Here is an 18,804-nt window from a genome sequence, read left to right on the forward strand (position 1 = left end):
CGGCGGCGACCCGCCCCCGCCCTTCAGTTGCGCACGAGTGTTAGCGCAGCGTCCGCGGAAGGTCCAACCTGGGGACGGAGCCCCAGGAGCGGCGCGATGCGGCGGATGATCTCGGCCCCGACCGGCACCGTGGTCCAGCCGGCGGTGCGCCGCGGCTCGGACCCCGAATTCTCGGAGGCCTCGTCGAGCGAGGTCACCAGCACGTATTTCGGATCGTTCATCGGGAAGGCCGAGGCGAAGGTGCCCATGACCTTGTCCTTGTAGTAGCCGCCCGCCGGGTTGACCTTGTCGGCCGAGCCGGTCTTGCCGCCGACGAGGTAGCCCGGCACGTCGCCGAAGCTGGCGGTGCCGCGCGCCACGACCTGGCGCATCAGCGAGCGGATGATCGCCGAGGTCTTCTCGGAGATGATCTGCGGGCCGCGCGGGACGTGATCGGCCTTGAGGATCGTCGGGGTGACCTTGTAGCCGCCGTTGACCATGGTGCTGTAGGCCGCGGCCAGGTGCAGCGGGCTGGCCGACAGGCCGTGGCCGTAGGAGACGGTCATCGCGGTGATCTCGGGCCAGCGCGAGGGCACGATCGGGCGGCCCGTCGGCGCCTCGGCCAGTTCCACCGGCGTGGGCTCGGTCAGGCCGAGCGAGGCGAGGAAGGCCTTCTGCCGCTCGGCGCCGATCATCAGCGCGATGCGCGCGGTGCCGATGTTGGACGATTTCACGATGATCTCGGTCACCGAGAGATGGTCGCCGTAATTGTGGAAGTCCTTGATCCGGAACCGGCCCCAGACCAGCGGCGACTTGGTCTGGATCACGGTGCCCGGATTCACGAGGCCAAGCTCGATCGCCTGGGCCACGGCGAAGATCTTGAAGGTCGAGCCAAGCTCGTAGACGCCCTGCACCGCGCGGTTGAACAGCGGGCTGTCCGAGGGATCGCGCGAGGGCACCGGCGCGGGCCGGGTGTTCGGGTCGAAGTCGGGCAGGCTTGCCATCGCGAGGATCTCGCCGGTGTGCACGTCCATCAGGATCGAGGTCGCGCCCTTGGCGTTCATCAGCTTCATGCCGCCCGCCAGCACCTCCTCCATCGCCGCCTGCACGGCGAGGTCGATCGACAGCTCGAGCGGCTTGCCGCCGTTCGCGGGGTCGCGCAGCCAGCCGTCGAAGGCGCGCTCGACGCCGGCGGTGCCGATCACCTCGGCCGAATGCACGCCCTCGCGGCCGAAGCCGGCGCCGCCCAGGATGTGCGAGGCCAGCGCGCCGTTGGGGTAGATGCGCATCTCGCGCGGGCCGAACAGCAGGCCCGGGTCGCCGATGTCATGCACCTGCTGCATCTGCTCGGGGCTGATCTTGCGCTTGATCCACAAAAACTTGCGCGTGCCCGTCAGGTCGCGCACCAGCCGTTCCCGGTTCAGGTCGGGGAAGATCTTCATCAGCTCTTCGGCCGAGTGGCGCGGATCGATCATCTGCTGCGGCTGGGCATAGAGCGAATGCGTCACCAGGTTGGTGGCAAGGATGTGGCCATCGCGGTCGGTGATGTCGGCGCGCTGGGCGAGGATCGCCGCGCCGGCGGTGCCGGAATGCGGCTCGGTCGGCTCGGAGGCCGCGAGCAGCCCCATCTGCGCCCCGATCACCCCGAAGGCCGAGAAGAACAGAAGCCCCATCACCAGAAGCCGGGTCTCGGCCCGGCCCCGCGCCTTCTCGCGCATCTGCTCGTGGCGGATCGCGAGGTTCTCGCGCTCGATCGCGTCCGGGTTCTCGCCCTTCTGGCGGGCGCCGAGGATTCGGGCGAGCGGTCGCAGGGGCACGCGGATCATGGGATCACTCCTGGTCGGCGCCGGCGGCCGCGTCGACCTTCGCGCCCGCAAGCGCGGCCGAGGTCTCGACCGGGTCGGTGACGGGGCCGCGGGCGGGCATCGCGTTCGGCAGGGACTCGGGCACCACCACCTCGGGCGGATAGTCCACCTGGTCGACAGCCGCGAACTGGTCGGACTGCATCGGCAGCAGCGGCAGGCGGGCGAAGTTGATCGCCACCAGGTCGCGCAGCCGGTCGGGGCGGTTGAGATAGGCCCATTCCGCCTTCAGAACGCCCAGCGATTCGGTCAGCTGCGCGATCTCGGAGCGCAGGGCGTCGATCTCGGTAATCTTGGCTTGGGTGGCGTAGTTCTCGCGGTAGGCCCAGAAGGCCAGGCCCATCACCGACAGCGCCGTCAGGACGAAAAGAATGCTGCGCATCGGCTCAGTGTCCTTTCCGGCGCGGGGCGCTGGTGCCCAGCGCGGGCTGCGGGATCGCCATCGCGGCACGGTCCACCGGCTGGCTGGGCGCGTCGGTGCGCCGCGCGACGCGCAGCTTGGCGGACCGCGCGCGCGGGTTCTCGGCCAGTTCGCGGTCGTCGGGGCCGATGGCGCGGCGGCTGATCATCTGGAAGGCCGGCGGCACCGTCTCACGCGCGGGGGCGTAGCGGCTGCCCTGCCCTTCCGAGCCGGAGCGGATCTGGAAGAAGCGTTTCACGACCCGGTCCTCGAGCGAGTGGAAGGTGACCACCGCCAGCCGGCCGCCGGGCTTCAGGGCGCGTTCGGCGGCGGCGAGTCCCTCGGCCAGCTGGCCGAACTCGTCGTTCACCGCGATGCGGATGCCCTGGAAGGCGCGGGTGGCCGGATGGCTCTGGCCGGGCTTCTGGCGCGGCAGGACCGATTCCACAACGGCGGCGAGGCCGAGCGTCGTCACGATCGGCTGATCGTTGCGCGCCCGCACGATCGCGCGGGCGATCCGCCGCGCGGCGCGGTCCTCGCCGTAGTGGAAGATGATGTCGGCCAGCTCCTCCTCCGAGGCCTCGTTGACGAGGTCGGCGGCCGAGGGGCCGTCGGAGGACATGCGCATGTCGAGCGGGCCGTCCTTCTGGAACGAGAAGCCGCGCTCGGCCAGGTCGATCTGCATCGACGAGATCCCGAGGTCGAGCACCACGCCGTCGACCGGCTGGCCGGCAAGCTGGTCGAGATCCGAGAAGGTGCCCCGCTCGAGCCGAAGCCGGTCGCCGTAGTCGCCGGCCCAGGCCTGCGCCATGTCGAAGACCATCGGGTCGCGGTCGATGCCGATCACCAGCCCCGCCCCGGCAGCCAGAAGGCCGCGCGAATAGCCCCCCGCCCCGAAGGTGCCGTCGACCCAGGTGCCCGAAACGGGTGCGACCGCTTCGAGGAGCGGCCGCAGCAGGACGGGGATATGCGGGGCGTCGGCCATGTCTCAGCCCCCGGCCAGCGGGGACTTGGCCGCGCCCAGCAGCGAGTAGACGTCGAAATCGGCGGGCATCTGGTCCAGCCAGCCGTCGATCTGCGACTGGTCCTCGGCGGCGAAGGTCTCGGGGTTCCAGATCGTGAAGGTCTCGCCCTGGCCGAGGAACAGCGCCTCGGACGACAGGCCGATCTTCTCGCGCAGCTTCTGGGGCAGCACGAGGCGGCCGTCCGGTTCGACCTCGACGATGGTGGTGGCGCCCAGCACCATCCGCTCGAGGATGCGCCGCTGCATCGAGCCGCGCTCCATGTTCGCGATGTCGGCGGCCATGCGACGGTAGTCGTCGTAGCTGTGGCACTCGAGATGCGATTTGTTGGGGGTGGCGACGACGGCGAGGCGGGGACGGTTCTCGTTCGGGCGCTGCAGGTCGCAGGCCTCGAGTTCGCGGCGATAGTCGGCGGGGATCGACATGCGCCCCTTGCCGTCCACCTTGAAGGTGTATTCGCCTACGAACATCCCGGCCATGTGGCCCGTGGCTCCTATTCCTGTCCCGGCCGCCGGGCCCTCTTCGGGGCCTCGGAAGCGAAACGGCGGACCGGGCTGCTGCCACTGCCCGATCCGCCGCCCTCGTTCCCATCACTGGGTGTCCGGCTGCACGCGCCACCTGGGGGGATGTCTGCTCGCCCGCGCGCCGGATCTCTTCGTTTCGATGAAGGGGCTGCCTGTATGAAGCCTGCTTTTTTTATCGTGTCCGGGGCCTGAGACCCCGAATGCCCGTGTTCATCGTGTGATCAGTGATGCCACGGGAATTCACGGGAGTAAACCTCGAAATGCGGGAACGGACGGGAGCCACAGGGTGCAGATTGCCGCAGCTCTGACGGAAAATGTTCCACCCTTACCCACCTTGGCACAACATCATGTTGGATAACCCCGCAAGGCATCCATATCAAGCAGGCCGCCATTCGCCAATTTTTTTCCCGTCATTTCCCGGACCCTGCGGAACCCAGCATCAAGCGGGCCAAAGCGTGGCCGTGCGGGCACAGAGTCGGGGGCCGACTCACGAAAATCCGCCCAGACCTCACGGCGGATCGCGTTCCCGTGAGCGTGGGAACCCGAATCTCCAGCGCAGCAAGGCGAGAATCGCGGCAGGTCCCCGATGCGGGGCGCCGAAACGCAGGAAGGCGGCGCCGCCCGGCACCGCCTTCCCGTGAATTCCCAGCGATCGCTCCCGCGAAATCCCGTGCCAGCCCGTGCCGGCCAGTGCCAGCCGGTGCCGGCGCCCGTGTCAGCCCATGCCGCCGGCGACCAGACGCTGCGCGAGCCGGCGGTAGGCCTCGGCCTCCGGCCCCTCGCCCGCGGCGACGGGGGTGCCCGCGTCCCCGGCCAGCCGGATGTCGAGGCTGAGGGGGATCTCGCCCAGGAACGGCAGGCCCAGCCGCTCGGCCTCGGCGCCGACACCGCCATGGCCGAAGAGATGCGCCTCGTGGCCGCAGTTCGGGCAGACATAGGTCGACATGTTCTCGATCAGGCCCAGCACCGGGGTCTTCAGCTTGCCGAACATGTCGATCGCCCGGCGCGCATCCAGAAGCGCCACGTCCTGCGGGGTCGAGACCACCAGCGCCCCGGTCAGCGCCGTGCGCTGGCACAGCGTCAGCTGCACATCGCCCGTCCCCGGCGGCAGGTCGACGATCAGCACGTCAAGCGCGCCCCACTGCACCTGCGTCAGCAGCTGCTGCAGCGCCCCCATCAGCATCGGGCCGCGCCAGACCACGGCCTCTTCCTCCTTCAGCATGAAGCCGATCGACATCAGCGTCACGCCATGCGCGTGCAGGGGTTCGATGCTCTTGCCGTCGGGCGAGGCCGGGCGGCGGTTCACGCCCATCATCCGCGGCTGCGACGGCCCGTAGATATCGGCATCGAGCAGCCCGACGCGCCGCCCCTCGCGCGCGAGCGCGACCGCGAGATTGGACGAGACCGTCGACTTGCCGACCCCGCCCTTGCCGGAGGCGACCGCGAGGATCCGGTCGATCCCGGCCAGGCGCTGCGGGCCGGTGCGGCCGGGCTCCTGCGGTGTCGGGTGGCCGCCGATCTTGAGGCTGGGCGCCGCGCCGGCGGAGGGTTTGGAGGCGCCGGGAGCGGTGCCGGGAGCGGCATCGCCGCCGCGTTGCGGCGTTAGCGCTGCCACCGCGGTGGCGACCCGGACGCTCGCGACGCCCTCCAGCCCGGCCACCGCCGCTTCGGCTGCCGCGCGCAGCGGCTCGGCGGCGGGGGCCGACGCTTCGGGCAGTTCCAGCACGAAGCCGACGGCGACTCCGCCCCCGGACGGTGCATCGGCAACAGTTAGTGCCCTGACCATGTCGCGCCCCACGATATCGCCCCCTCCGGGAACCGCGACTCGGGCAAGGGCGTTCAGAACGGTGGTTTTATCGGGCCTCATACTTTGGTCTCCCACTCCGATTTCCTGCGAGATGTGGCAGCTTCGCCATGCTTCGCAAGCCCTTTCGGGGTCGTTTGTCCACAAACTGCCTGCGGCTTGCGCATTTACCCTGTTAGCGCCTGTCAAAAGCGGCATCCGACGTTATGCATTCACGTCATGCCGGGCTTGAGACCGGGAGGGATTGTGCAAACGCAGCATAGGGGCCAGATTGGCTTCAACAGCGACGGAGACGGCAACGAACGATGCCAAGACCCGCCGCAGACCCGCAGACGAAAGCAACGCTCATGGCACTCGCACAGAACGTCCAGACCACCGACCGCGGCTTTGCCGACCGTGTCGCCACCCTCTTCCGCTCGATGAGCGAAGCGCGCCAGCGCCGCAAGGTCTTCAACCAGACGCTTGGCGAACTGCGCTCGCTCACCTCGCGCGAACTCGCCGATCTCGGCATGAGCCGCTCGATGATCACCCGGGTGGCCGCCGAGGCTGCCTACGGTAAGTCGGCCTGAACGGAATACAAGGTTTCCTGAGGCTCCTCCTCCTCCCTGAGCCTGGGAAATAAGCGGCGGCCCCCTCCTCCTCCCTGGGGTCGCCGCACCAGATACCGGGTCCGGCCCAGATGGCCATGACCCAGTCGGCAGACGCGGACCCCCTCCTCCTCCCTGGGGTCTCGTACAGGCGGCGGCCCCCTCCTCCTCCCTGGGGCCGCCGCATCCTCCTCCCGGTCGGTCCGGGATGCGGGCCGGCGACGACGGAACACGAAGGGCCCCTCCTCCTCCCTGGGCCCGACGTTGCGAAGGCCGGTGGCACCCCCCTCCTCCTCCCTGGGGGTGCCACCGCCGCCTTCCACCAAGGACTGCGACGGCCCCCTCCTCCTCCCTGGGGCCGGCGTTGCGAAGAGCGGCGGCGCTCCCTCCTCCTCCCTGGAGTGCCGCCCGCCTTCGTGCAGAGAATGCGCACGGTGTCCTCCCTCCTCCCTGGACCCCGGCGTAGGTGAAGGTCGGTCGCGTCTCCTCCTCCTCCCTGAGGCGCGCCCTTGACCCGCACCGGACACGCGACGGGCCCCTCCTCCTCCCTGGGCCCAGCGTTCAGACGGCGGCACCCCTCCTCCTCCCTGGGGTGCCGCCGTTTTCCGTTTCGGGGGATCGTCTCACGATCAGCGCGTCGCGGCCTCAGCCGCCCAGCGTCGCCAGCAGCGCGGCCATCGCGGCATCGTCGCGGCCCGCCGCGGCGGCGACCGCCGACAGGCTGAGCCCGGGCTCGGGCGCATAGCCGGCCGCGACCAGCGCCGCGACCAGCGCATCGGCGTTCAGCCCCAGCACCGGCGCGACATCCTGGACCGGCGCCGCCAGCACCCGGCGTGCCAGCGCGACTTGCGGCGGCCCGCCGCGGCCACTGCCGCCGCCCTGCGCGGGCAGGAAGAACGGCACCATCGCCAGCAGCGTCACCGCCGCCGTGACCGCAAGCCGCGGCCCCCGCAGGTAGCCAAACATCGCCCGCCAGTTGCGCCAGACATGCGCCAGGAACGGCACCACCAGCACGAGGCTCAGCCATTCGTGGCTGCCGCGAAAGCCGCTGGGGCCGATGTGGAAGAAAAGACCGATGCCCGTGACCAGCGAGACCAGGAAGAAGGTCAGCGTCGCGGGGGTCGCGTAGCGGAACAGGAATGTGCGCATCTGGGGGCCTGAAAGCTGCCGGGGCCGGTCCGCGACCCCGTTCCTGCCCTGCTACGCGCGACCCGCCCCGCTCCGTCGCGTCAGAACGGCACGTCGTCGGCATCCTCGGCCGCGACCAGGAAGCCGCCCAGCAGCCGCTTCGGGCCGGCCTTGTCGAACTCGACCGCCAGCTTGTCGCCCTCGACCCCGATCACGGTGCCATAGCCGAATTTCTTGTGGAACACCCGGTCGCCCTCGTCGAAGGGCGAGACCGCCTCGGCGTCGATGACGACATGGCGGGTCTCGCGCGGCTGCGCCATCGGGCGCTCGGAGGCGCGGCCCTGCATCCGGCGCCAGCCGGGCGAGTTGTAGACATCGGCGCGGGTCGCGCGCTCCTCGACCGCCGAGGTGCCGAAGGCGGGCGCGGTATGCCCGTAGAGGCCCGGCGGGGTCAGCACCTCGACATGGGTCTCGGGCAGCTCGTCGATGAAGCGCGAGGGCAGCTGGCTTTGCCACTGGCCATAGACGCGCCGGTTGCCGGCGAAGCTGATGGTGCAGATCCGCTCGGCCCGGGTGATGCCGACATAGGCCAGCCGGCGCTCCTCCTCGAGGCCCTTGAGCCCCTGCTCGTCGAGCGAGCGCTGGCTGGGGAACAGCCCGTCCTCCCATCCCGGCAGGAACACCGCCGGGAATTCCAGGCCCTTGGCGGCGTGCAGGGTCATGATCGTGACCTTGTCGGCCGCCTCGTCGTTGTCGTTGTCGAGGATCAGCGACACGTGCTCGAGGAAGCCCTGCAGGTTGTCGAACTGCTCGAGCGCCTTGACGAGTTCCTTGAGGTTCTCGAGCCGGCCCGGCGCCTCGGGCGTCTTGTCGTTCTGCCACATCGCGATGTAGCCCGAATCCTCGAGGATCTCCTCGGCGAGCCGGATGTGGGAATGGTCGTGCGCGGGCGGCACGTCGTCGACGTCCAGCTCGATCAGCGCATCCGAATCGTCGCCGCGGACCGGCGGCGTCGCCGTGGCGACCGAGGCGCCCAGCACGCGCTCGTGCCACTGGTCGAGCAGCGTCACCAGGCTGCGCAGCGCCGCCCCGCCCTTGCCGCCGATCCGCCCGGTGGCGACGGCGGTGCGCGCGCCCTCGAGAAGGCTGGTCCCCTCGGCCCGCGCCACCATCTGGATCGTCTGCTGCGCCTTGTCGCCCAGGCCGCGCTTGGGGGTGTTGACGATCCGCTCGAACGCGAGGTCGTCCTCGGGCGAGACCGCGAGACGGAAATAGGCCATCGCGTCGCGGATCTCGAGCCGTTCGTAGAACCGCGGCCCGCCGATGACGCGGTAGGGAAGGCCGATGGTCAGGAACCGGTCCTCGAAGGCGCGCATCTGATGCGAGGCGCGGACCAGAATCGCCTGGTCGTTCAGCGCCACCGGCGCAAGGTGGCGGGTGCCGCGCTGAAGCGCCTCGATCTCTTCGCCGATCCAGCGCGCCTCTTCCTCGCCGTCCCAGTGGCCGATCAGGCGCACCTTCTCGCCCTGGTCGAGATCGGTCCAGAGCGTCTTGCCAAGCCGGCCGGAGTTCTGCGCGATCACGCCCGAGGCGGCGGCCAGGATATGCGGGGTCGAGCGGTAGTTCTGTTCCAGCCGGATCACGGTCGCGCCGGGAAAATCCTTTTCGAACCGCAGGATGTTGCCGACCTCGGCGCCGCGCCAGCCATAGATCGACTGGTCGTCGTCGCCGACGCAGCAGATGTTCTTCTTCGCCTGCGCCAGCAGCCGCAGCCAGAGGTACTGGCAGACGTTGGTGTCCTGGTACTCGTCCACCAGGATGTAGGGCAGGAAGCGCTGATACATGCCCAGCACGTCCGGGTAGGCCTGGAAGATCGTGACGACATGCAGAAGCAGGTCGCCGAAATCGACGGCGTTCAGCGACCGCAGGCGGTCCTGATAGGCCTCGTAAAGCTCGGTCCCGCGGTTGTTGAAGGCCGAGGCCTCGGAGGACGGCACCTTCGAAGGCGTCAGCGCGCGGTTCTTCCAGCCATCGATCAGCCCGGCAAGCTGGCGCGCGGGCCAGCGCTTCTCGTCCATCTCGGCGGCGGCGATCACCTGCTTCAGCAGCCGGATCTGGTCGTCGGTGTCGAGGATGGTGAAGTTCGACTTCAGCCCCGCAAGCTCGGCATGCCGGCGCAGGATCTTGACCGAGATCGAGTGGAAGGTGCCCATCCAGGGCATCCCCTCGGCCGCGTGGCCCAGAAGGCGCCCCACCCGTTCCTTCATCTCGCGCGCGGCCTTGTTGGTGAAGGTCACCGACAGGATCTCGTTCGGGCGGGCGCGCCCCGTCGTCAGCAGGTGCGCGATGCGCGTGGTCAGCGCCTTGGTCTTGCCGGTCCCCGCCCCCGCCAGCATCAGCACGGGGCCGTCGAGCGTTTCGACCGCCTGGCGCTGCGCGGGGTTCAGGTCGTCCAGATAGGGCTGCGCCTGCCCGCGCGCGGCCATCGCCCGCTGGGACAGGGACACGGCCTGGGCCGCGCTTTCGAATGCGTCGTCGTCGTCGAACCTGCTCATGGCCGCAATCTAGCGGTTCGGCGCGGGTGAGGGAAGCCGAAGTTCCCGGTCCGTTCACCCCAAAAGCGAGATCGGAAGGATTCGAACACGCGCCCCGCCGCCCGCGTGACCCAGCGTCATTGGCGGGCAAAGGCCCCCGGGGCCGCCGATCTTTGCGCAGATACCCCTGCGCCACCGGAACGACGGCGGGTGGCTTTGCGAAACTGTCGGTGACAGGCGGTGAGCGGTCGCACCGCGCCTTGCGCTGCGGCGCGGCATCACGGAAGCTTCATGATTAGTGCCGCCCACGCGTCATCGCGGCACGGAGGATAAGATGACCGAATTCAAGAAGATCCTGATCGCCAACCGTGGCGAGATCGCGATCCGCGTGATGCGGGCCGCCAACGAGATGGGCAAGAAGACCGTCGCGGTCTACGCCGAGGAGGACAAGCTTTCGCTGCACCGGTTCAAGGCCGACGAGGCCTACCGGATCGGCGAGGGGCTGGGTCCCGTCGCCGCCTACCTGTCGATCCCCGAGATCATCCGCGTCGCGAAAGAGGCGGGCGCCGATGCGATCCACCCGGGCTACGGCCTGCTGTCGGAAAACCCCGAATTCGTCGAGGCCTGCTTCCAGGCCGGCATCACCTTCATCGGCCCGAAGGCCGAGACGATGCGCGCGCTGGGCGACAAGGCCAGCGCGCGGCGGGTGGCGATCGAGGCCGGCGTGCCGGTGATCCCGGCGACCGAGGTGCTGGGCGACGATTTCGACGCGATCAAGGCCGAGGCGGCCGAGATCGGCTATCCGCTGATGCTCAAGGCCAGCTGGGGCGGCGGCGGCCGCGGCATGCGCCCGATCACCGGCCCCGAGGAGCTGGTCGAGAAGGTCCGCGAGGGCCGGCGCGAGGCCGAGGCCGCCTTCGGCAACGGCGAGGGTTATCTGGAGAAGATGATCCTGCGCGCCCGCCACGTCGAGGTGCAGATCCTCGGCGACAAGTTCGGCGAGATCTACCACCTCTTTGAGCGCGACTGCACCGTGCAGCGGCGCAACCAGAAGGTTGTCGAGCGCGCCCCCGCCCCCTACCTGACGCCCGAGCAGCGCGACGAGATCTGCGCGCTGGGCAAGAAGATCTGCCAGCACGTGAACTACGAATGCGCCGGCACCGTCGAGTTCCTGATGGATATGGACGACGGCAGGTTCTACTTCATCGAGGTGAACCCCCGCGTCCAGGTCGAGCACACCGTGACCGAGGAGGTCACCGGCATCGACATCGTGCAGGCGCAGATCAAGATCGCCGAGGGCAAGACGCTGGCCGAGGCGACGGGCGTTCCGAGCCAGGCCGAGGTGAAGCTTCTGGGCCACGCGCTGCAGTGCCGGGTCACGACGGAAGACCCGCAGAACAACTTCATCCCCGACTACGGCCGCATCACCGCCTATCGCTCGGCCACCGGCGCGGGGATCCGGCTGGACGGCGGCACCGCCTATGCCGGCGGGGTGATCACGCGCTACTACGACTCGCTTCTCGTGAAGGTCACCGCGCGGGCGCAGACGCCCGAGGCCGCGATCGCGCGGATGGACCGGGCGCTGCGCGAATTCCGGGTGCGCGGGGTCAGCACGAACATCGACTTCGTGATCAACCTGCTCAAGCACCCGACCTTCCTCGACGACACCTACACGACCAAGTTCATCGACACGACGGCGGACCTGTTCGACTTCCGCCAGCGGCAGGACCGGGCGACCAAGATCCTGACCTACATCGCCGACATCACCGTGAACGGTCACCCCGAGACCGCCGGGCGCCCCAAACCCGCGGCCGAGGCGAGGAAGCCGGTGCCGCCGAGGAAGATGGCCGAGCCCGCGCTGGGCACCCGCCAGATTCTGGAACAGAAGGGTCCGCAGGCGGTTGCCGACTGGATGGCCAGCCAGACCAAGCTTCTGCTGACCGACACGACGATGCGCGACGGCCACCAGTCGCTGCTGGCGACCCGGATGCGGTCGATCGACATGATCCGCGCGGCCCCCGCCTATGCCGCGAACCTGCCGCAGCTGTTCTCGGTCGAATGCTGGGGCGGCGCCACCTTCGACGTGGCCTACCGCTTCCTGCAGGAATGCCCCTGGCAGCGCCTGCGCGACCTGCGCGAGCGGATGCCGAACCTGATGACGCAGATGCTGCTCAGGGCCTCGAACGGGGTCGGCTACACCAACTATCCCGACAACGTCGTGATCAGCTTCGTCCGCCAGGCGGCCGAGACCGGGATCGACGTGTTCCGCGTCTTCGATTCGCTGAACTGGGTCGAGAACATGCGCGTGGCGATGGATGCGGTGATCGAGGCCGACAAGGTCTGCGAGGCGGCGATCTGCTACACCGGCGACCTCCTGGATCCCGATCGCGCGAAGTACGACCTGAAATACTACGTCGCGATGGGCAAGGAGCTGCGCGCCGCGGGCGCGCACGTGCTGGGGCTGAAGGACATGGCGGGGCTTCTGAAGCCCGCCTCGGCCCGCACCCTGATCCGCACCCTGAAGCAGGAGGTGGGCCTGCCGATCCACTTCCACACCCACGACACCTCGGGCATCTCGGGCGCGACGGTGCTGGCCGCGGCCGACGCCGGCGTCGACGCCGTCGACGCGGCGATGGACGCCTTCTCGGGCGGCACCTCGCAGCCCTGCCTGGGCTCGATCGTCGAGGCGCTGCGCCACACCGAGCGCGACACCGGGCTCGACATCGGCGCGATCCGGGCGATGTCGAACTACTGGGAGGCGGTGCGCGACCAGTACGCGGCCTTCGAGAGCGGGCTCGAGGCGCCGGCCTCCGAGGTCTACCTGCACGAGATGCCGGGCGGGCAGTTCACCAACCTCAAGGCGCAGGCGCGCTCGCTGGGGCTGGAGGAGCGCTGGCACGAGGTCGCCAAGACCTATGCCGACGTGAACATGATGTTCGGCGACATCGTGAAGGTGACGCCCTCGTCCAAGGTCGTGGGCGACATGGCGCTGATGATGGTGGCGCAGGGGCTGACGCGCGCGCAGGTCGAGGATCCGAAGACCGATGTCGCCTTCCCCGACTCGGTCGTCGACATGATGAAGGGCAACCTCGGCCAGCCCCCGGGCGGCTTCCCGGCGGGGATCGTCGCCAAAGTGCTGAAGGGCGAGGCGCCCTCGACCGAGCGTCCGGGCGCGAGCCTGCCGCCGGTCGACCTCGACGCGACGCGCGCCATGCTCGAGAAGGATCTCGACCGCAGCGTCGATGACGAGGATCTCAACGGCTACCTGATGTATCCCAAGGTCTTCACCGACTACGTCAAGCGCCACGAGACCTACGGGCCGGTGCGCGTGCTGCCGACGCCGGTGTTCTTCTACGGCATGCAACCCGGCGAGGAGGCCTCGGTCGAGCTCGACCCGGGCAAGACGCTGGAGATCCGGCTGCAGACCGTGGGCGAGACCACCGACGAGGGCGACGTGCGGGTGTTCTTCGAGCTGAACGGCCAGCCCCGGGTGATCCGGGTCGCGAACCGGATGGTCAAGGCCAAGACGGCGGCCAAGCCCAAGGCGGCCGAGGGCAATCCCAATCACATCGGCGCGCCGATGCCGGGCTCGATCGCCTCGGTCGCGGTCACGCCGGGCCAGAAGGTCAACGCGGGCGACCTGCTGCTGACCATCGAGGCGATGAAGATGGAGACCGGCATCCACGCCGACCGCGCCGCGACCGTCAAGGCCCTCCACGTCGCCGCAGGAACGCAGATCGACGCGAAGGACCTCCTCGTCGAGCTGGACTGAACCTGCCCCTACGACGCTTTGCGGGCGGGCGCATTTTTCCTCTTGCGCCCGCCCGTCCGACGCCCTAATCAGCCCCCCACCGGAACCGGTTGCGGGCGTAGCTCAGGGGTAGAGCATAACCTTGCCAAGGTTAGGGTCGTGAGTTCGAATCTCATCGCCCGCTCCAGTTCGGTGGTGGTCCCCGCCTCAAGGGGAAACGGAGCGCGGGCGTAGCTCAGGGGTAGAGCATAACCTTGCCAAGGTTAGGGTCGTGAGTTCGAATCTCATCGCCCGCTCCAATACACGAACCGGCCGGTCCCTCGGGGCCGGCCGTTCGCGTTTGCCCCTTCCCTGCCCGCGACAGCCCGGCGATCGTACGCCTGTCAGGCTTGCCCGGTGTCCGGGGGCGAAGGCATGGCCGGTGTCCGGGTGCTGTCCTCGGCCCAGGTGCCCAGGAGCATGTCGAGAAAGCGGGCCGCGGCCGGCGAGAGGCGGGCATTGCGCCGTTTCACCACGCCGATCGGGCGCGAGATCTCCGGCGCGGCCAGCCGGCGCGTCACGAGGAACGGGTGGTCGCCGCCCGGCGTCGCAAGCCGCGGCAGGACCGAGATGCCAAGCCCCTGCTCCACCAGGCCAAGCGAGGTCGACAGGTGCGTCACTTCGTAGGTCCAGTGCAGCTTCAGGTCGTGCCGGGCCAGCGCCGTGTCCAGCAGCGTCCTGTTGCCGCTCGAGCGGTGCACGGTGATCAGCGGATACTCCCCGAGGTCGCGCCAGTCGACGACAGGCTTCGCGGCCAGCGGGTGTTCCTTGCGCACCGCGAGGACGAAGGGGTCGTCGGCCAGGTGCATGAACTCCAGGTCCGGGTCCGAGCTTCCCATGATGTTGATGCCGAATTCGACCTCGCCGCGCGCGACCGCCTGCAGGCCGTCGACCGCCGTCAGGTCGAGGATGCGGAAGCGGATGTTGGGATAGACCCGGGCGAACTCGCGGATCACGGTCGGCAGGAAGTAGAACGCGGCCGTCGGGATGCAGGCGATGGTGACGAGCGCGCCGCTGTGGCGCCCGACCTCGCTCACCCTGAACAGCGAGGTGTCGAATTCCTCGATCATCCGCCGCACCAGCGGGATCAGCTCGCTGCCGATCGCCGTCAGCGAGACGTGGCGCGTCGTGCGCTCCAGCAGCGGCGCGCCCACCGCCTGCTCCAGCTTCTGGATCCGCCGGCTCAGCGCCGATTGCGACAGGTTCAGAGCCTCGGCCGCGCGGTGGAAACCCTGCAGATCGACGACGGACAGGAAGGCGCGAAGGTCGAGGATCTCGCAATTGATGCTCATGGCGCAATAAATCCAGCGATATTGGCATTTAAAAGATCGGCGATTTCCTGACACAAGCAAGGAACGCGCAATTTGATCTGCCTTGTGCATCAATACTGGGAGGGCGCGCAACATGAACGATCTTCAATCGATCCCTTGCGTCCTGATGCGCGGCGGCACGTCGAAGGGGCCGTTCTTCCTGGCCCGCGACCTGCCGGCCGACGTCGCGGCCCGCGACCGCATCCTGCTGTCGGTGATGGGCTCCGGCCATCCGCTGCAGATCGACGGCATCGGCGGCGGCAATCCGGTCACCAGCAAGGTGGCGATCGTCGGCCCGCCGACCGATCCGCGCGCCGATGTCGACTATCTCTTCGCCCAGGTCCGGGTCGACCAGCAGATCGTCGACACGTCGCCGAACTGCGGCAACATGCTGGCCGCGGTCGCCCCCTTCGCGATCGAGGCCGGCCTGGTCCCGGCGCGGCAGGACCAGACGATGGTGCGCATCCACAATGTGAACACCGGCAAGATCATCGAGGCGCGACTGGCCACGCCCGGGGGCGCGGTGACCTATCTCGGCGACGCCTCGATCGACGGCGTGCCGGGGCTGGCCGCGCCGATCTCGCTGACCTTCCTCGACGCGGCCGGGGCCCGCACGGGGCGGCTGTTCCCGACGGGCCAGCGGCGCGACGTCATCGACGGTGTCGAGGTGACCTGCATCGACTGCGCGATGCCCATGGTGCTGCTGGCCGCCGCCAGCCTTGGCGCGACCGGCTACGAGAGCGCGGCCGCGCTCAGCGCCGATACGGCACTTCTGGCGCGGCTCGAGGCGATCCGCCGCGCGGCCGGCCGGCGCATGGGGATGGGCGACGTCGCGGCGCAGGTCACGCCGAAGCCGGTGCTGCTGGCCCCGCCGCGCGACGGCGGCACGCTGTGCGTTCGCTATTTCATGCCCGCCGACTGCCACCCCTCGCTGGCGACCACGGGCGCCGTCGGCATCGCCACCGCCGCGATCTCGCCAGGGACGCTGGCGGCCGAGATCGCCGGGCCGCGGACCCTGCCCGCGACCCTGCAGCTCGAACATCCGGGCGGCCGGCTGGACATCGTTCTGGACGACCGCGACGGCACGACCACGGCGGGCGTCCTGCGCACGGCCCGCCGCCTGTTCGACGGCGTGGTCTATGCCAAGCCCAAGACGGCCGCCACCATCGCGGCATGACGTTCCGGCACCGGGAGGGTGCCCCTCAGGAGGAGATGACGATGAAACACCTAGCGATCGCCCTGGCGACCTCGACCCTGCTGGCGCTGCCTGCCGCCGCGCAGGATGTCCGGATCAGCGTCGGGTCCTACAACCTCAACAACCTGCCGTTCCCGGTGGCCCAGGGCCTGGGCTTCTACGCGGACGAGGGGCTGGACGTCACGGTCGACAACTTCGCCTCGGGCGGCTCGAAGACGCTGCAGGCGCTGGTCGCGGGATCGACCGACATCGCGGTGGGCTTCTACGACCACACGATCCAGATGCAGGCCCAGAACAAGCATGTCGTAGGCTTCGTTCAGCTTGCCCGGAACTCGGGGCTGGTGCTGGCCGGCGGCCCGGACACCACGTTCGACCCCGCCCGGCCCGACACGATCAAGGGCGCCAAGGTCGGCATCACCTCGCCCGGGTCGTCCTCGGACTTCTTCATCCGCTACTACCTCAAGCAGCACGGCATGACGGCCGACGACATCGCGATCATCGGCGTCGGCTCGGGCTCGGCCGCCGTCGCGGCGCTGGAACAGGGCAAGATCGACCTGCTGGTGAACTACGACCCGGCGGCGACCTTCGTGCAGGAGAAGGGCGTGGGCAGGATCCTGATCGACGCGCGCAGCGACGAGGGCGCGAAGGCGGTCTATGGCGGGATCTACCCGACCTCGGTGCTCTACGCGACGCAGGACTTCATCGACGACAATCCCGAGACCGTGCAGAAGGTCACCAATGCCACCGTCCGCGCCCTGCACTGGATGCGGACGCACAGCCCCGAAGAGATCGTCGCGACCCTGCCGCCGGAATTCATCTCGGGCGATGCCGCCACCTATACCAAGGCGGTGGCCAACGCGAAGGCGATCTTCTCGCAGGACGGGCTGTTCGTGGCCGGGGATGTCGAGACGCCGCTGGCGGTGCTGAAGACCTTCAACGACTCGGTCGCGCGCGCCGAGATCGACCTGGGCCAGACCTACACCAACCGCTTCGTCGAGGCCGTCCCGGCCGAGACCTCGAACTGAGGAGGGCAGAAAAGATGGCACTGGCTGCCCTGAAACCGCTGCACCAGCCGCAGCTTGCCCCGGCCCGGCCGATGGTCGAGCTGCGGGGCGTGCGAATGGCCTTCGGCGAGTTCGTCGCCGTGGACGACGTGAACCTGACGGTGGCGGATGGCGAGTTTCTCGCCATCGTCGGCCCCACCGGCTGCGGCAAGAGCACGATCCTGAACGCGATCGCCGGCCTTCTGAAACCCGCCATGGGCACGGTGTCGATCGACGGCGCCCCGGTGTCGGGTGTCGGCGGCGACATCGGTTACCTGTTCCAGCAGGACGCGCTGCTGCCCTGGAAGACCGCGATCGAGAATGTCGAGCTTGGCCCGATGTTCAAGGGCGTCGGCCGTACCGAGCGGCGAGCCGATGCGATGGCCTGGCTGGCCAAGGTCGGGCTGAAGGGGTTCGAGGACCGCTTCCCCCACCAGCTGTCCGGCGGCCAGCGCAAGCGGGTGCAGATGGCGCAGGCGCTGATCACCGGGCCGAAGGTGATCCTGATGGACGAGCCGTTCTCGGCGCTGGACATCCACACCCGCCACCTGATGCAGAACGAGCTGCTGCGCCTGTGGCAGGAGGATCGCCGCGCGGTGGTGATGATCACCCACGACCTCGAGGAGGCCATCGCGCTGGGCGACCGCGTCGTGGTCCTGGCCTCGGGCCCGCGCAGCCGGGTGATCGACAGCTTCCCCGTCGATCTCGAGCGGCCGCGCGACGTGGCCGAGATCAAGCTCGATGCGCGCTTCCTCGAGCTTTACCGCAACATCTGGGCGTCGCTGCGCGGCGAAGTGGAGAAAAGCTATGAACGCCGCGCATGAACGCCTGATCCAGCTGGTCATCCTTGTCGTGATCGTCGGCGGCTGGCAGGCCGGCGTCAGCGCCGGGGTCATCGACCGCTTCTTCTTCCCCCCGCCCTTCGAGATCGCGGGCCAGATCGTGGCCTGGGTCACCGACACCGGCTTCTACCGCCATGTCGGCATCACCCTGTCCGAAACCGTGCTGGGCTATGTCATCGGCACCGGGCTTGGCGTGACGGCGGGCGTCTGGCTGGGTCTCAGCCGCAGCGCCGCGCGGATCCTCGATCCGTTCATCAAGGGGCTGAACGCGATCCCGCGCGTCGTTCTCGCGCCGATCTTCGTGCTCTGGCTCGGCCTCGGGCTCTGGTCGAAGGTGGCGCTGGCGGTGACGCTGGTCTTCTTCGTGACCTTCTTCAACGCGATGCAGGGCGTGCGCGAGGTGAACCCGGTGGTGCTGGCGAATGCCCGCGTCCTTGGCGCCCGCCGGTCCGAGCTGCTGCGCCATGTCTATTTCCCGGCGGCCGCCAGCTGGATCCTGTCGTCGCTGCGCACCTCCGTGGGCTTTGCGGTGGTCGGCGCGATCATCGGCGAATACCTCGGTTCTTCGGCCGGGCTGGGCTATCTGATCGCCCAGGCCGAGGGCAATTTCGATGCGGTCGGGGTCTTTGCCGGCATCATCATCCTGGCGATCTTCGTGCTGATCATCGACCAGATGCTCGACTTGGCCGAGCGCCGGCTTATCACCTGGCGGCCGAACGCGAACGAACGCCCCGCCTGACCGCGAAGACCATCCGACACTGCCGCGGGGGACCCCCGGGGGGCC

Annotated in this window: 14 protein-coding genes and 2 tRNA genes; 8 read left to right on the plus strand and 8 right to left on the minus strand. The window is 69.1% G+C overall.

What is annotated here, in order from left to right; translation table 11 throughout:
• Window positions 1-23: 23 nt before the first annotated feature.
• The 5 genes from V8J39_RS07755 to V8J39_RS07775 form a co-directional block, all read right to left on the minus strand.
• Window positions 24-1,805 carry a peptidoglycan D,D-transpeptidase FtsI family protein gene (locus V8J39_RS07755; protein WP_336460323.1) on the minus strand — a complete coding sequence of 594 codons (1,782 nt, stop codon included), beginning with the start codon at window positions 1,803-1,805 and terminating at the stop codon, window positions 24-26.
• Between the two features lie 4 nt (window positions 1,806-1,809).
• The gene (gene ftsL, locus V8J39_RS07760; protein WP_336460324.1) at window positions 1,810-2,223 is read right to left on the minus strand and encodes a cell division protein FtsL; all 414 of its coding nucleotides are present in this window, start codon (window positions 2,221-2,223) and stop codon (window positions 1,810-1,812) included.
• Window positions 2,224-2,227: 4 nt separating this feature from the next.
• Entirely contained in the window at window positions 2,228-3,226 is a 999-nt protein-coding gene (gene rsmH / locus V8J39_RS07765) for a 16S rRNA (cytosine(1402)-N(4))-methyltransferase RsmH (RefSeq protein ID WP_336460325.1), read from the minus strand.
• A 3-nt stretch (window positions 3,227-3,229) separates the two neighbouring features.
• The gene (locus V8J39_RS07770; RefSeq protein WP_336460326.1) at window positions 3,230-3,742 is read right to left on the minus strand and encodes a division/cell wall cluster transcriptional repressor MraZ; all 513 of its coding nucleotides are present in this window, start codon (window positions 3,740-3,742) and stop codon (window positions 3,230-3,232) included.
• 760 nt (window positions 3,743-4,502) lie between these two features.
• Window positions 4,503-5,654 carry an Mrp/NBP35 family ATP-binding protein gene (locus tag V8J39_RS07775; RefSeq protein ID WP_336460327.1) on the minus strand — a complete coding sequence of 384 codons (1,152 nt, stop codon included), beginning with the start codon at window positions 5,652-5,654 and terminating at the stop codon, window positions 4,503-4,505.
• A gap of 284 nt (window positions 5,655-5,938) precedes the next feature.
• Between V8J39_RS07775 and V8J39_RS07780 the strand changes: the two genes are divergently transcribed.
• Window positions 5,939-6,160: a DUF1127 domain-containing protein gene (locus V8J39_RS07780; RefSeq protein ID WP_336460328.1), complete on the plus strand. Its 222-nt coding sequence runs from the start codon at window positions 5,939-5,941 to the stop codon at window positions 6,158-6,160.
• A gap of 663 nt (window positions 6,161-6,823) precedes the next feature.
• Here the strand turns inward: V8J39_RS07780 and V8J39_RS07785 are convergent.
• Complete coding sequence (locus V8J39_RS07785) at window positions 6,824-7,327, minus strand: DUF4405 domain-containing protein (protein WP_336460329.1); 504 nt, start codon at window positions 7,325-7,327, stop codon at window positions 6,824-6,826.
• An 80-nt stretch (window positions 7,328-7,407) separates the two neighbouring features.
• Complete coding sequence (locus V8J39_RS07790; RefSeq protein WP_336460330.1) at window positions 7,408-9,861, minus strand: ATP-dependent helicase; 2,454 nt, start codon at window positions 9,859-9,861, stop codon at window positions 7,408-7,410.
• A gap of 313 nt (window positions 9,862-10,174) precedes the next feature.
• Here V8J39_RS07790 and V8J39_RS07795 point away from each other — a divergent pair, with 313 nt between their 5' ends.
• The 3 genes from V8J39_RS07795 (at window position 10,175) to V8J39_RS07805 (ending at window position 13,890) form a co-directional block, all read left to right on the plus strand.
• Window positions 10,175-13,612 (plus strand): pyruvate carboxylase, encoded by a 3,438-nt coding sequence (locus tag V8J39_RS07795; protein ID WP_336460331.1) that lies wholly within the window; start codon window positions 10,175-10,177, stop codon window positions 13,610-13,612.
• Between the two features lie 91 nt (window positions 13,613-13,703).
• Window positions 13,704-13,778, plus strand: a tRNA-Gly gene (locus V8J39_RS07800).
• Between the two features lie 37 nt (window positions 13,779-13,815).
• A tRNA-Gly gene (locus V8J39_RS07805) sits at window positions 13,816-13,890 on the plus strand.
• Window positions 13,891-13,974: 84 nt separating this feature from the next.
• On the opposite strand, the gene V8J39_RS07810 is transcribed toward V8J39_RS07805, so the two are convergent.
• A complete protein-coding gene (locus tag V8J39_RS07810; protein ID WP_336460332.1) occupies window positions 13,975-14,922 on the minus strand; it encodes a LysR family transcriptional regulator in 948 nt (315 codons plus the stop codon).
• Between the two features lie 112 nt (window positions 14,923-15,034).
• On the opposite strand from V8J39_RS07810, the gene V8J39_RS07815 reads away from it, so the two are divergent.
• Genes V8J39_RS07815 through V8J39_RS07830 form a run of 4 tightly spaced genes read left to right on the plus strand, consistent with a single transcriptional unit; the run spans window position 15,035 to window position 18,759 of the window.
• Window positions 15,035-16,117 carry a 4-oxalomesaconate tautomerase gene (locus V8J39_RS07815; protein ID WP_336460333.1) on the plus strand — a complete coding sequence of 361 codons (1,083 nt, stop codon included), beginning with the start codon at window positions 15,035-15,037 and terminating at the stop codon, window positions 16,115-16,117.
• Window positions 16,118-16,158: 41 nt separating this feature from the next.
• On the plus strand, window positions 16,159-17,160 hold the full coding sequence (locus V8J39_RS07820; RefSeq protein WP_336460334.1) for an ABC transporter substrate-binding protein: 1,002 nt from the start codon (window positions 16,159-16,161) through the stop codon (window positions 17,158-17,160).
• 14 nt (window positions 17,161-17,174) lie between these two features.
• Window positions 17,175-18,002 carry an ABC transporter ATP-binding protein gene (locus V8J39_RS07825; RefSeq protein WP_336460335.1) on the plus strand — a complete coding sequence of 276 codons (828 nt, stop codon included), beginning with the start codon at window positions 17,175-17,177 and terminating at the stop codon, window positions 18,000-18,002.
• Window positions 17,986-18,759, plus strand: coding sequence for an ABC transporter permease (locus V8J39_RS07830; protein WP_336460336.1), 774 nt, complete (start codon window positions 17,986-17,988; stop codon window positions 18,757-18,759). Before V8J39_RS07825 ends, V8J39_RS07830 begins: the two co-directional genes overlap by 17 nt.
• Window positions 18,760-18,804: the final 45 nt, after the last annotated feature.

It is taken from the genome of Frigidibacter sp. MR17.24 (genome assembly GCF_037095655.1).
GTDB lineage: Bacteria > Pseudomonadota > Alphaproteobacteria > Rhodobacterales > Rhodobacteraceae > Frigidibacter.